12 protein-coding genes are annotated in these 13,502 nt (G+C 71.6%); 6 read left to right on the forward strand and 6 right to left on the reverse strand.

Going from position 1 to position 13,502, the window contains the following annotated elements:
- Positions 1 to 8 precede the first annotated feature (8 nt).
- Positions 9 to 1,634, forward strand: coding sequence for a S53 family peptidase (locus AB0472_RS01375; RefSeq protein WP_366352322.1), 1,626 nt, complete (start codon positions 9 to 11; stop codon positions 1,632 to 1,634).
- Positions 1,635 to 1,707: 73 nt separating this feature from the next.
- On the opposite strand, the gene AB0472_RS01380 is transcribed toward AB0472_RS01375, so the two are convergent.
- Positions 1,708 to 2,505, reverse strand: coding sequence for a hypothetical protein (locus AB0472_RS01380; RefSeq protein ID WP_366352324.1), 798 nt, complete (start codon positions 2,503 to 2,505; stop codon positions 1,708 to 1,710).
- Between the two features lie 153 nt (positions 2,506 to 2,658).
- Complete coding sequence (locus AB0472_RS01385; RefSeq protein ID WP_366352326.1) at positions 2,659 to 4,545, reverse strand: hypothetical protein; 1,887 nt, start codon at positions 4,543 to 4,545, stop codon at positions 2,659 to 2,661.
- A gap of 347 nt (positions 4,546 to 4,892) precedes the next feature.
- Between AB0472_RS01385 and AB0472_RS01390 the strand changes: the two genes are divergently transcribed.
- Genes AB0472_RS01390 through AB0472_RS01400 form a run of 3 tightly spaced genes read left to right on the forward strand, consistent with a single transcriptional unit; the run spans position 4,893 to position 7,812 of the window.
- Positions 4,893 to 6,584, forward strand: a complete 1,692-nt coding sequence (locus AB0472_RS01390; RefSeq protein ID WP_366352328.1) for a GH25 family lysozyme — start codon at positions 4,893 to 4,895, stop codon at positions 6,582 to 6,584.
- Positions 6,585 to 6,609: 25 nt separating this feature from the next.
- On the forward strand, positions 6,610 to 7,035 hold the full coding sequence (locus tag AB0472_RS01395; protein ID WP_366352330.1) for a hypothetical protein: 426 nt from the start codon (positions 6,610 to 6,612) through the stop codon (positions 7,033 to 7,035).
- A gap of 27 nt (positions 7,036 to 7,062) precedes the next feature.
- Positions 7,063 to 7,812 carry a D-Ala-D-Ala carboxypeptidase family metallohydrolase gene (locus tag AB0472_RS01400; RefSeq protein ID WP_366352332.1) on the forward strand — a complete coding sequence of 250 codons (750 nt, stop codon included), beginning with the start codon at positions 7,063 to 7,065 and terminating at the stop codon, positions 7,810 to 7,812.
- Positions 7,813 to 7,873: 61 nt separating this feature from the next.
- Here AB0472_RS01400 and AB0472_RS01405 read toward each other — a convergent pair whose 3' ends face one another.
- Positions 7,874 to 8,941 carry a helix-turn-helix domain-containing protein gene (locus AB0472_RS01405; protein WP_366352334.1) on the reverse strand — a complete coding sequence of 356 codons (1,068 nt, stop codon included), beginning with the start codon at positions 8,939 to 8,941 and terminating at the stop codon, positions 7,874 to 7,876.
- Positions 8,942 to 9,103: 162 nt separating this feature from the next.
- On the reverse strand, positions 9,104 to 10,075 hold the full coding sequence (locus tag AB0472_RS01410; RefSeq protein ID WP_366352336.1) for a chlorophyllase: 972 nt from the start codon (positions 10,073 to 10,075) through the stop codon (positions 9,104 to 9,106).
- A gap of 246 nt (positions 10,076 to 10,321) precedes the next feature.
- On the opposite strand from AB0472_RS01410, the gene AB0472_RS01415 reads away from it, so the two are divergent.
- Positions 10,322 to 10,675, forward strand: a complete 354-nt coding sequence (locus AB0472_RS01415) for a hypothetical protein (protein ID WP_366352338.1) — start codon at positions 10,322 to 10,324, stop codon at positions 10,673 to 10,675.
- Positions 10,676 to 10,832: 157 nt separating this feature from the next.
- Positions 10,833 to 11,198 (forward strand): hypothetical protein, encoded by a 366-nt coding sequence (locus tag AB0472_RS01420; RefSeq protein WP_366352340.1) that lies wholly within the window; start codon positions 10,833 to 10,835, stop codon positions 11,196 to 11,198.
- 86 nt (positions 11,199 to 11,284) lie between these two features.
- Here the strand turns inward: AB0472_RS01420 and AB0472_RS01425 are convergent, their stop codons facing one another.
- Complete coding sequence (locus AB0472_RS01425; RefSeq protein WP_366352342.1) at positions 11,285 to 12,880, reverse strand: cation acetate symporter; 1,596 nt, start codon at positions 12,878 to 12,880, stop codon at positions 11,285 to 11,287.
- Positions 12,877 to 13,269, reverse strand: coding sequence for a DUF485 domain-containing protein (locus AB0472_RS01430; protein ID WP_366352344.1), 393 nt, complete (start codon positions 13,267 to 13,269; stop codon positions 12,877 to 12,879). Before AB0472_RS01430 ends, AB0472_RS01425 begins: the two co-directional genes overlap by 4 nt.
- Positions 13,270 to 13,502 lie beyond the last annotated feature (233 nt).

The following is a 13,502-nucleotide window of genomic DNA, read 5'->3' on the forward strand; positions in this document are numbered from 1 at the left end:
GAACTTCGGTGAAGTCACGCCTGAAACTGCTCGGTCTGGTCGCCGCGCCGGCGCTGATCACGGCGGTCGTCCCCGCCGCCTACGCGGCCGACGCCCCGCACACCGCCCGGGCCGCCGTCGCCGGGGACGTGCTGCCCGGCCTGGGGCACGACGCCTCCCGCACCGGCGACGTCGGCTCGGGCAAGCGCATATCGGTGGCGATCAGCCTGGCCCCCCGAGGCGGCAGCGCCCTCGACACCTTCATAGCGAAGGTCAGCGACCCGCACTCGGCCGCCTACGGCCACTACCTGACGAAGGGCCGGTTCGCGGCCCGCTTCGGCCGGACCGACGCCGAGGTCAAGCAGCTGAAGGACTACCTGCGTTCACAGGGCGTCACGGTCGGCAAGGTGCACTCCGGCAACCTGCTCGTCGACGCCAGCGGCACCGCCGCCCAGCTGCAGAAGGCGTTCGGCACCCGGCTGTCGACCTGGAAGGACTCCGCGACGGGCCGCTCGTTCTACGCCAACGACAGCGCGCCGACGCTCCCGTCCTCCCTCGCCGCCATCGTCAGTGACGTGGCCGGCCTCAACAACCGTGTCCAGCTGCACCACCAGGCGACCCCGCACACCGTCTCCCCCCACAACGGCCCCGGCGGCGGCTACACCCCGGCCCAGCTCAAGGGCGGCTACAACGTCTCCGGCACGTACACCGGCAGCGGGCAGAAGATCGCGCTCCTGGAGTTCGACGGCTTCCAGCAGTCCAACATCACCAAGTACGACACCAACTACAGCCTCGGCTCGCCCACCCCGACCGTGTCCAAGGTCGACGGCGGCTCCGGCTCGCTCGGCGACGGCCAGGTCGAGGTCGAGCTGGACATCGAGGTCCTGCACGCGATCGCCCCGAAGGCGAACGTGACGGTCTTCGAGGGCCCCAACTCGGACGCCGGCGAGGTCGACACGTACCAGGCCATCGTCGACAGCGGCATCCCGACCACCTCGATCAGCTGGGGCGCGGCCGAGTCCGCCCGCACCACCTCCAACATCAACGCGGTGGACGCGGTCTTCAAGGCGGGCGCCGCCGAGGGCCTCGGCTTCTACGCGGCCTCCGGTGACGACGGCTCCGACGACGCGGGCGACGGCGGCACCTCCGTCGACTACCCGGCGAGCGACCCGTACGTCACGGGCGTCGGCGGCACCAAGCTGACCGTGACCTCGTCCAACGCCTTCTCCAAGGAGGTGGCCTGGTCCGGTGGCGGTGGCGGCAGGTCCTCCGTCTTCAAGATCCCGAGCTGGCAGACGGCCGTCCAGAAGAGCGCGGGCGGCGGCTACCGTCAGGTCCCGGACGTCTCGGCGCACGCCAACCCGAGCCCCGGTGTCTCCATCTACTCGCAGGGCTCCTGGTCCTCGGTCGGCGGCACCAGCGCGGCGGCCCCCGAGTGGGCGGCGTTCGCGGCCCTCTACAACCAGCAGGCCGCGGCGAACGGCAAGGCCGGCCTCGGCTTCGCCAACCCGGCCCTCTACGCGGCGAGCGGCACCGGCTTCCACGACATCACCAGCGGCAGCAACGGTGCCTACTCCGCGGCCACCGGCTGGGACTTCACCACCGGCTGGGGCTCGTACAACGCCTCGACGCTGGCGACGAAGCTCCTTGGCTGACGCCCCCCGCCGAACGGCGAACCGCCCCCGCGCGGACCGGGACCACTCCCGGCCCGCGCGGGGGCGGCCGTGCTCACCTGACGTCGACGAAGTCGCCGGCCGCCGTGGCCGGGCCGGTGGTGGCGGTACCGGCGAAGACGAACCGGAAGTACCCGTCGGCCTTGGCCTTGGTGGTGGTCCGCAGCGCTCCGGCGCCGCCGCTGGCGACCGTCTTCAGGGTGGTGTAGGTGGAGCTGCCCTTCTTGCGGAACTGCAGCTTGACGGACTGCCCCTGGTAGCCGGTGTAGCTGCCGCTCTCCCAGTTCGCCCGGCTCAGCCTGCCGGTGACGGTGACGGTTCTGCCCTTCTTCACCGGCTCGGGCGAGGCGTTCACCGTGACCTTGGCGAGCCGCTTGACCCGCGCCGTGCCCGCCGCGTCGATCTCCGTCCAGTCGTCGGTGCGGTCCTGGGCACCGGCGAGCACCTTCCAGGTACCGGCCAGGCCGTTGTGGTCGAGGTCCCGCGCGGCGTCCACCGTGAAGTTCACCCTGCAGGTGGCGGTGGTCGGGTCGGTGGCCGACACCGTGCAGGTGCCCGGCGGCGGGTAGAGCGGCAGGATGCCGTCGGCGTCGTCGGTGTTCGGGCCGTGCCACAGGTAGGCCCAGGAGGCGGCGACGCCGTCCGGGTCGGTCGCCGTCCAGGTGATGGTGACGGTCTTCTTGGTGGTGAGGCCGAGCACGATGTCCTTGCCGCCGTCGACGACGACGTGCGAGAACACCGTGCCGCTCGATGCGGCGCGGTCCGCCGCCAGGGCGGCGGTGGGAGCCGCCGACGCGGCAAGGACGGCAAGACCGGTGGCGAGCGATGCGGCGACGGCCGGGCGGATGCGCATGGGATCCCCCTTCGGGATCGACGGCCCGCCGCCTCCGTACGGCGAGTCCTGATGCGGTGTCACATCTGCTGGACAGGCGAAGGACGGACATGGTTGCCCCGTTGTTCCCACCGAGTTCGGGCAGGACGGTCGGGCCCCGCCGCTCCGGCGCGGTCAGGATCTGCGCAGGACCCGGTTGGCCCCCGCCACGACCGTGGACGCGAGGACCCAGCCCACGCTGACCAGGACGACCACCACCCACTGCATGGCGCCGTGGGAGCTGTACGACCGTTCCTGCCCGAAGTCGACCACCGGAAGCAGCAGGTCGAGGGTGTACACGGCCGGCTGGAAGTCCGGGGGCGTGCCGTCGCCGTAGGGCAGTGGCGGCCAGGTCGCGAAGAGCACGGTGCCGACGGTGAAGCAGACGGCGAGCAGCAGCACCGCGCGCAGCGGCCGGTACCCGTAGCCGACGGTGAGGTCCTGCAGCAGGCTCCAGAGCCGGGCGGGCCAGGCCAGGGTGGCCCGCCTGCGGCGCTGTTTGGCGAGCAGGACGAGGCGGGCGTCGGCATCCCGGCCGTGGCGGCGGTAGCTGGCGGCCAGCTGCTCGTAGGGCTGCGGTGCGAAGCCGGCCGGGTCGCGGTCGAGCCAGGTCAGCCGGCGGTGCCCGGGCAGCGCCGGCTTGGTGCTGTCGTAGGCGAGGCCCTCCAGGACCAGCGAGCGGGGCCAGCCGGCCGGGTCGTCGCGGAGCACGCCGACCCGGGTGTGGCTGAGGTCGACGACACCGCGCGGTGCCTCGCGGGGCTTCAGCGTCAGCTCGGCGGCCGCGGACCGCCGGCAGATCAGGGCCCGCTCCCCCGCCGGGACGTCCAGCAGGGCGTTCTCGAAGCAGAGCCTGGCCCGTACGGTGATGCTGCTGAGGGAGATCCGGCCGTGCGCGGTCAGCCCGTCGCAGCAGTTGAACTCCGCTCCCACCTCTATGCCGTTGGCCCGCAGGGCGGCGGCCCCGGCGCGGCCGGTCAGTTCGGCGCCCTCGAAGAGGGCCGAGCCGCCGACCCGGGCGTCGCAGAGGTCCACGGTGCCCTCGGAGACGAAGCCGTCCCGGCAGTCGAGGTCGCCGCCGACGTGCAGCCGGTGGGCGCGGAGCGCGGTGCCGGCCGGATGGTGCAGCCGGGCCCGCCGCAGCACGACGCTGCCCCGCACCGAGGTGTCCCGCATGTCGACGCTGCCCCGCACGGCGAGCCCCGAGCCGGCCTGTATGTCGCCGCCGACCGACGCGCAGAGCAGCTGCAGGGCGGGTTCGCCGCCCTGCTCGTCGGGGCCGGTCAGGGTGGCGTCCTCCAGGTGCAGGGAACCGCCGATCGAGGCGCCGTACAGGTTGATCCCGCCGTCGCCGGAGAACCCCCGGTCGAGGTAGAGGCCGCCGCCCACGGTCAGTTCGGGGGCCTGGAGGCAGGCCCGCTCGCCCTGGAGCCGGGCCCCGCGGAAGCCGAGGGTGTCCTGCACCCGGGAGCTCTTGAGCCGGACCGGCCCGGTGCACACGAGGCCAGTCGCCGAGAGGTGCTCCTCGACGGCGAGCGACTGCGCGTCGACGGCTGCCGTGCCCTCGGGCGCGTGCACGGTCGAGCGGTCGAGCAGCAGATGCGTGCCGACGGTCAGGGAGCGGAGGTCGAGGGTGCCGTCGAGGGTGCAGCCGACGAACTCGCACTCCTGGCCGACCCGCGCCCCGGCCGCGCTCAGCCCCGGCAGGGCGCAGTCCTTCAGCTGCAGGACCCCGAACTGCCCGCCGTCGAAGCAGGGCACCTCGTCGAAGCGGCAGGCGTCGAGTCGTATCGCGCCCCGGACGGCCGCCTCCGCCAGGTCCAGGGTGCCGGTGATCCGGGCGCCGCGCAGCCGGAGCCGGGCCAGCCGCCCGGGCACCGGGCGCGGCGCGGCGACGAGCAGCCACCGCAGGGCCTCGGCCCGCACCTCCGGCACGTCCTCGCACCACTCGCCCCGCCGGTACGCCTCCCACAACCGCCGCTCGTGCGCCTCCCAGCCGTCCGGCGGGCCGTCGTCCGACACCCTGAGCTCCCCCTTCACACCAGTCCCCGCGAGCGGCCGCGAAACACGACGTTGCTACCCGACCTGCGGGGCGGTCACGCCTGCCGACCGCCGCGACCACCGCGCCCATTGCGGCCGTCGGGGGCGTCGGCCGTCCCCTGCCGAGGCCGGCCGGTGAGGGGCGTCCGCCCGGTCCTCCCCGGCCCGTGTCCCACGCTCGTCCCAGCGGCCCTCCGTCCCCGCAGGTCACCGGCGCGGGACCGTCCCGGCGTCCCGATCCGGGGCGAGGGGCTCCGGCCCGCGGGACAGCCGCTGCCAGCATGACCGGGCCGGGGCCTCCCGGCCAACTCACATGAGGGGGAACACAGATGGGACGGAGGACGCTACTGCGGGGTCTGACCCTCGCCGTGGCAGCGGTCCTGCCCCTGTACGGACCCACGGCGGTGCACGCGGCCCAGTCCGCGGCCACCGCCACCGCCACGGCCGCCGCCGCGGTCTGCGGGCACACCGGCGAACAGCCCACGCTGCGGCAGGGATCGACGGGGGATCCCACGGTCGAGGCGCAGTGCGAACTCGACCTCGCGACGAAGCCGAGCCGGTACACGCCGATCGCGGCGGACGGTTCGTTCGGCCCGGCGACGGAGACGCGGGTCAAGGAGTTCCAGGCGTGTGCCGGGCTGGGCGTGGACGGCGTGCTCGGCCCGCAGACCTGGGCCGCGCTCAACACCTGGGCCGCCGCACCGCACAGCTGTGCGACCCCGGGCACGTCGGCCACGGCGCAGGCGGCGGTGTGCGGCCACACCGACACCCGCCCGACCCTGCGCGAGGGCGCGAACGGCGTCGAGGTCAAGGAGCTGCAGTGCCGGCTGAACCTGGCCATGGAGCCCTTCCACTACCCGCCGCTGACGATCGACGGCGACTTCGGGGGCGGCACCGAGGGCCGGGTCGTCGAGCTCCAGCACTGCGCGGGCCTGAGCGCCGACGGCGTCGTGGGCCCCAACACCTGGGCGAAGCTGACCGACTGGTCCGCCCGTAACGCGTACTGCACGCCACCGCGTCCGGCCGGCTACCCGATCGACGGTCTGGACACGGCCAAGTACCAGCACCCGGGCGGCGCGCCGATCGACTGGAAGGCCGTACGGGCCTCGGGCGTCGAGTTCGCGACGATCAAGGCCACCCGCGGCCTGAACGTCACCGACGAATACCTCGCCACCGACCTGCCGGCGGCCAGGGCGGCGGGACTCGCCGTCGCGCCCTACCACTTCTACACGGGCACCGCGGCCGACACGGGCGGCGCGCAGGCCGACCGGTTCATCGCCGCGGTGCGGGCGACCGGCTACACCGGGCAGCGCGCGGGCGACCTGCCGCCGGTGTTCGACCTGGAGCGCATGGACGACGGCACCGGGCGCTGTCCCACCTACGGCACGGTGGCCGACGCCAGGGCCTGGCTCGACACGGTGGAGGCGGCCTTCGGCCGTACTCCGGTCATCTACACGCAGAAGTCCTTCCTGGACGACTGCCTCGGATCGACCACGGCGTTCGCCCGGTATCCGATGCAACTCGCCGACTACCGACAGTCGATCACCCAGCCGCCGCTGCCGAACGGCTCGACGACCTGGGCGATGTGGCAGTACACCGACGCCGCGCTGTTCCCCGGCATCAAGGCCCCGGCGACCGCCGACGTGTTCAACGGCACCCAGGCCGACCTGGACCGGCTGGCCAACCGGAGCACCGCTGTCGCCACCACCGCGTCGGTGACCGCGGCCGCGACGACCTGCTACGGCGGGGCGGTGACGGTGCGCTACGGGGATGTCGTCGACTTCGGTCCCTACTGGACCACCAGCCGCTGCACCGACATCAACATGCGGGTCACCGGCGGCACCGCGGACTACGTGAACGCCTGCGTGAAGTTCGCGAAGACCGGCACCTGCAACCGCTGGACCAAGGTCGGCCGCAGCTGGACGACCATCGCCACCGACGTGCTCGACGGCACCAAGTTCACCGTCCCCAACGGCGTGCCCCTGGAGGGCGACGACGCCGTCCTGCAGATCGCCTTCTGACCCCGCCGGCCGTACGGAGACCACCATGATCCGCAACAGAACGCTCGCCTCGGCCCTGTGCACCGCGGCCGCCCTGCTGGGCGCGGGCGCCGTGCCCGCCTCGGCACAGGCCCCCGCGGCCTCGGCCGCCGCCACCAGTTGCTACGGCGGCGCGAAGACCCTGACGTACCACTACCAGGCGGCCGCCAAGGAGTACGGCACCTACACCACGTCCTCGCGGTGCAACGACATCAACCTGCGGCTCGTCACGGACGAACCGGGCGTGTACCTGGACGCCTGCGTGGTGTTCGTCGACCACACCACCAAGTGCAACAACGGTGACGCCTACACCACGCACGGCACCGAGTGGGGAACTGTCGCCACCGACGTCAAGGACGGCACCCACTTCGTCCTGCGCGTGCACGCCTACGACATCGACGCGCAGAACGTCACCTTCCAGATCGCCTACTGACCTCCCCGACAGCTCGAAAGGACGACCATGACCTCCTCCTCCCGTCCCCTGGACCGCCGCACCATGCTGCGCGGCACGCTGGCCGCCGGCGCCGGCATAGCCTTCGGCCAGCTGCTGTTCTCCGGCACCGCGCAGGCCTATTCCTGGTCGCGCACGCTGACCCAGGGCGCCACCGGCGCCGACGTGACCGAACTGCAGATCCGGATCGCGGGCTGGGCGGCGGACAGCGCCGGCCACAGCCGGGTGAGCATCGACGGGGACTTCGGCCCCGGTACGGCAGCCGCCGTACGCCGGTTCCAGGCGGCGTACGGTCTCAGCGTCGACGCCGAGGTCGGCGCCAACACCCAGGCGAAGCTCAACTCGCTGGAGCAGTCGGACGGCTCCACGCTCCACTTCAACTTCAGCGAGTTCGTGAACCAGTCGGACGGCACCTTCAACGGTGGCAAGCTGAGCGCCTCCCAGGTGAAGGAGAACGTCCGCCGCTGCATGTACAAGCTGGAGGCGCTGCGCAAGAAGCTCGGCGACAAGCCGATCACGGTCAACTCCGGCTTCCGCAGCATCGCGCACAACGCCGAGATCGGCGGGGCCAGCGACAGCATGCACCTGTACGGCACGGCGGCCGACCTGGACGTGCCCGGGGTGGCCACCAAGACCGTCTACCAGAAGGCGGAGACCTGCGGGTTCTCCGGTCTTGAGACGTACACCGTCGACCACCAGCACGTGGACAGCAGGGCCGACCTCGGCCGTGACTGGTGGTGGGAGGACGGCACGGTCTGACGCCGCTCTCGGGGGAGCGGAGCTCCGGGTACCGCCGCTTCGGTACCCGGAGCTCCGGGCTTCAGCCCGCCGGTGAGCTCTTCGGCGTGCTCTTCGGCGTGCCCTTCGGCGTGCCCTTCGGTGTGTTGCCGGGTGTACCGCCGGGTGTGCTCCTGAGCGCCGCCTCGCAGGAGGGCCAGTCGTGGAAGTCGTGCCGGACGCTCCACAGCCGGTGGGCCGCCCTGATGTTCCAGTCCGGGTCGAACGCCCGCAGCGGGGTGCCGTCGAGGTCCCGCAGCCGGGCGTCGGAGATCTGGAACACACCCCAGTTGCGGCTGCCGTTGGTGTTCGGCAGCACGTACAGCGGGTCGAGGAACGACGCGCACCGGGCGACGGCCACGGCGGTGCCGGGATCCTCGGTGAACACCTCACGGATCCGTTCCGCCACCCTGGCCGGCGGCCAGGTCGTCATGCTCACCCGCTGCGCGTAGAGCGCGTTCCTGGTCGCGTCGTCGACCACGTTGGTGGCCGGCAGCCCGGCCAGCACCTGGAACGCGGTCACCCTGCGCAGGGTCTCCGGCCCGAAGTCGCCGTCGACGGCGAGCTTGCCCTTCGCCCGCGTCAGCAGGGTCTGCACCTCGCGCACGCAGGCGTCGTGCTGCCCCATGCTCACGGTCCTGCAGGCCGGGGAGTCCAGCACCCTGTCACCGGACGCCGGCGCCGCACCGTCGGGGGCGCTGCCGGGCAGCCACACGAAGCCGGCCACCAGCACCACCACGACCACGGCGGCCAGGACCGCGGCCCGCGGGGACAGCTTGTCGGGCAACCGGAACCGCCGCGTCCGCCCGGTCTCCGGCGGGGTGGCGTCCTCCGGTACGTCGGCCACGGGCGCCGGCGCGTCCCGGTCGGTGTCCGCCAGCGCCCACAGCCGGTGGAGTTCGCGGAGTTCCTCCGCGTCGGCGCCGCACACCTTGGCGAAGGCGTGCACCACGCGGTAGTCCACCGGGACGCTGAGGCCGGAGCAGTACCGGTGCAGGCTGGAACCGCTGACGCCCGCCTCCTTGCCGAGGCGGTCGTATCCCCGGCCGCTGCGGTCCTTCAGCATCCGAAGACGGGCGGCGAACTTCTCGGTATGCGGAGAGGCAACCACGCGTCCCCCGTTGCTCAAACCTCTACTGACGGGTAGAAGCTACACCGCGGAAATGGAGCGCGTACGTTCTTCCGCTGCCCTGACGCGATCGCCAATGCCCTTTTCAGTAAAGATATTTGACAAGCCGTCAAACAAGTACGCCCCGTCTTCTCCCCCGGCGGCCTACTTGCACTCGACCCGCCCCGCCGGGGCAGCTCCGGTCGTCAGCACCTCGCACGCCTTCTGCCAGGCGTAGGGGTCGGACCGGAGCTGGGTGCGCAGGTAGGCCGCGGTGAGGTGGCCGAGGGCGGCGACGCGCTCGGGGTTCTCGTCGGTGGTTTCACCGGCGTCGTATCCCGATATGCCGCCGAGCAGGTGCTCGGCGCCGAACAGGGTGAACAGGGTCTTGGGGGCGGGGGCGAGGTGATAGGGGTCGGCGTGCCAGCCGGGGCCGATGTCGGTGAAGTGCGCGGAGTCGTCCTTGTCGCCGGCGACGACAAGGGTGGGTGCGGTCATCGTGGAGAAGTCGGTGCCGTGGAAGAACGGCACCCTCTCGGCCATCCACCCGTTGAGGACGTCGCCGCCCCTGCCGGGTGCGGCGAGCAGCACACCCGCCCCGATCCGGGGGTCCCGCAGGTCGACTTCCGCCCCGGTGTCGGGGTCGGTGGTCCGGGCGCCCAGCAGGAGGCTCGCGGTATGGCCGCCGAGGGAGTGCCCGGCGACCGCGATCCGGTCGTGGTCGAGGCGCCCGGCGAGCTGCGGCACGGCGTGCGCGATCTCGTCGAGCCGGTCGAGGATGCGGCTCATGTCCTCGGCGCGTGAGCGCCAGAAGAAGGGGGCTCCGGGGGCGTCGGCGAGCCGCCTGGCGAGGGTCCGCGAGCTGAGGTGGGTGGGCTGGACGACGGCGAACCCGGCGGCCGCCCAGAGGTTGGCGAGGGGTGCGTACCCGTTCAGCGAGGAGAGGTTGTTGGAACCGCCGTGCCCGTGGGAGAGCAGGACGACGGGCAGACCGGTCCCGGTCGCGGGCGCGGAGACGCGGACCTGGAGGTCCACGGGACGTCCGGGCACGGACAGGGTCACCGGGCTGTACGAGAGGACGGGAGCGGGCGGGCCGAGGACGGCGATGCCGGTGTCGGTGTCGGCGGCTGCACTCATGAGGAGCGGTTCCCTTCTGCGTCCGGTCGCAGGCAGACGAAACGGAACACTGTCCCGATTACTATCCGGAACGACGTCCCGTTTTGTCAAGCGAAACCCGCCCCGGAACGACCGCGGCACCCCCGGACGCGACCCACCGGCCACCGGCAAAGACACTCCACGCGAAGATCCGCTCTCTGCCGCGCCCCTCCCTCTACACTTTCGCCGTCACACAGCGTGAGGAATAAAGTGAGAAGCGTAAACGAAATGCTGCGATCGCAGCGCCCCTTTGTTCTCCGCGCGGCGCTGATCACCGCGCTCGTCGTACAGTCGGCCGCACTCGTCGTACAGGACTCGGAGATCGACTCTCTCCGGGCGCAACACATGGACCTGCAAGGACACCAGGTCGAGGTCGGTCCCTCCGGTCCGCCCGGCCCCGAAGGCCCGTCCGGCCCCGCCGGCCCGCCCGGCAAGGACGGCGTGGACGGCAAGGACGGGCAGGACGGACAGGACGGCACGAACGGACTCGACGGAAGGCAGGGCAAGGACGGGAAGGACGGCAAGGACGGCAAGGACGGGCAGAACGCGGTAGCCACGCCCCGGCCGACCAGCACCCGTTGACCCCGAGCCGAACCCGGGTCGACACCCTGGGGACGGGGCTTGCGGGCCCCGTCCTCCGCGCTGCCCCGGCGCACCACCGGGCGCCGCCCCCGATGTTCCACGAGGGGGCCCGCCCTCTCCGACGCCTCGCCATCCGCACTTATCGTCGTCACACAGCGTGAGAGACATTGTGAGAAACCTGAAGGAACTGCTGCGCAGACCGTGGCGCCCCCTGGTGTTCGGCGCCGCGCTGGGCACCGCGCTCGTCGCGCAGTCGGCCGCACTCGTCGTCCATCAGATGCAGATCGACGACATGTGGACGCAGAACACCGACCTGCAGAGCTACTACGCCGACCCCGGCCCCTCCGGCCCGCCGGGCCCCTCCGGCGCCCCCGGCCCGCGCGGCCCCTCCGGCCCGCCGGGCAAGAACGGCAGGCCCGGCCGTCACGGGAGAGACGGAATCGACGGGCGGGAAGGCCACGACGGCCACGACGGAAGGAGAGGGCACAGGGGAAGGACGGGGGCACCCGGCAAGGTGGTGTGACCTCGCCGCCCGCCCACGGAACGGCGGGCCGAGGACAGCGCGGCGGCCCGGCGGAGGCACGGCGCCGCCGGTCCTGTCGCGACCGGCTACCGCCGGGCGCCGATTCCGGTCAGCGCCCGGACCTCCATCTCCGCCTGCTTGTCCGGATCCGCGGGGCGCCTGCTGAGCACGGTGCCGAGGTATCCGCACACGAACGAGAGCGGAATCGACACGACCCCGGGATTCATGAGCGGAAAGCAGTGGAAGTCGACGCTCTTGACGATCGACGTGGGAGTCCCGGAGACCGCCGGCGAGAGGACGATGAGCACGAGGCAGGACACCAGCCCGCCGTAGATGCTCCACAGCGTCCCCGAGGTGTTGAAGCGTTTCCAGTACAGCGTGTAGAGCATCGTCGGCAGATTGGCGGACGCGGCGAGCGCCAGGGCCAGCGACACGAGGAAGGCGACGTTCTGGCCGTCGGCCACGATGCCGCCGACGATGGCCAGCAGACCGATCACCACCGCCGTCAGACGCGCGACCCGGATCTCGGACCGGGGATCGGCCTTGCCGTGCCGTATCACGTTGGCGTAGACGTCGTGGGCGAACGAGGCCGAGGCGGCCAGGGTCAGACCGGCCACCACCGCGAGGATCGTCGCGAAGGCGACCGCCGAGACGACGCCCAGGAGCACGACCCCGCCGATCCGGAAGGCGAGCAGGGGCGCCGCGGAGTTCTCCCCGCCCGGGGCGTGCACGATCGCGTCCGAACCCACCAGGGCGGTGGCGCCGTAACCGACCACCAGGATGCCCAGGTAGAACGTGAACATCGACCAGGAGCACCACACCACCGACCTGCGCGCCTCCTTGGCGTCGGGCACGGTGTAGAAGCGCATCAGCACGTGCGGCAGGCTGGAGATGCCCAGGACCAGCGCCAGGGCCAGTGAGACGAAGTCGAGGCGGCTCGTCGCGTCGTGGCCGTACAGGCTGCCCGGCTCCAGCAGCCGCTCACCCAACGGACTGTTGTGCGTGGCCTGTTCGAGGAGCGCCGAGAAGCTGAAACCGAACTTTCCGATGATGAACACACTGATGAAGGTCACGCAGACCAGGAGCAGGCCGGCCTTGATGATCTGCACCCAGGTCGTGCCCTTCATCCCGCCCACCAGCACGTAGAGCAGCATGACGACGCCCACACCGGTGATCAGCAGCGCCTGTCCGCCCCTGGTGTGCACGTCCAGCAGCAGGGCGACCAGCCCGCCGGCACCGGCCATCTGTGCGAGCATGTAGAAGAACGTGATCACCAGGGTCGCGTTGGCCGCCGCGGCCCGCACCGGGCGCTGCCTCATGCGGAAGGCCATCACGTCGCCCATGGTGAACCGCCCGGTGTTGCGCAGTCTCTCCCCGATGAGCAGCAGGGCCACCAGCCAGGCGACGAGCCATCCGACGGAGTAGAGGAATCCGTCGTAACCATGGACGGCGATCGCCCCGGAGATTCCCAGGAAGGAGGCCGCGGAGAGGAAGTCCCCGGACATCGCGATGCCGTTCTGCGCACCCGTGAAGGCGCTGCCCGCCGCGTAGTAGTCGGATGCCGTCTGGTTTCTGCTGGTGACCCGGTAGACGACGAACAGAGTGATGACGACGAATAGCAGGAAGACGCCCAGATTGAGCGCGGGGCTGCCGGCCGGTCCGGCGGCGATCTGCCCTGTCATTCCTTGTCGCCCCCTGCCGGCTCCCGGATCCTGTCCACTTCCGGATCGAGCTTCTTCGCCGCGAATCGCCGGTACGCCAGGACGATCGCGGCCGTGGACGCGAACTGCATCAGGCCGAGAACGGTGCCCATGTTGATTTCGCCCGTCACCTTGCGACTCATGAACCCGTGGGCATATGCCGACAGCAGAGCGAACGTCATGTACCAGCAGAAGAAGAGCACGCTCATCGGGAAGACGAACAACCGAATCCGTCTGCGCAGCCGCGCGAACTCCGCGCTCTGCTGAATCGCGGAGAAGTCGGGCTCGTCCTCGTGCCGGAGCCCGCTGAACTCCCGCCCGGCAGGCCGCTCGGACACTTCGGAGGCGGGCGCCCCTGCCGGTCTGGTCACGTTCCTCGTTCCTGGGATGCGGGCAGGAGGGCACACGGACGCTCTTCCGCGTCGAGTGAGGGAAGCGGCAAACCGTGGCCCCCAGGCGGAGGAGAGTGTAGTGAGATACCGCGTACCGTCAACCGACGTCCCACTGTGCGGGCGTTGAGCGGCAAAACCCGCACGGACGTCCCGACGTGCTCCCGGAAACCGTTCACCCATTCGACGCCGTGGGGTGTTCACCGCCCCGGGAA

It is taken from the genome of Streptomyces sp. NPDC086777, from assembly GCF_040702065.1.
Lineage (GTDB): Bacteria > Actinomycetota > Actinomycetes > Streptomycetales > Streptomycetaceae > Streptomyces.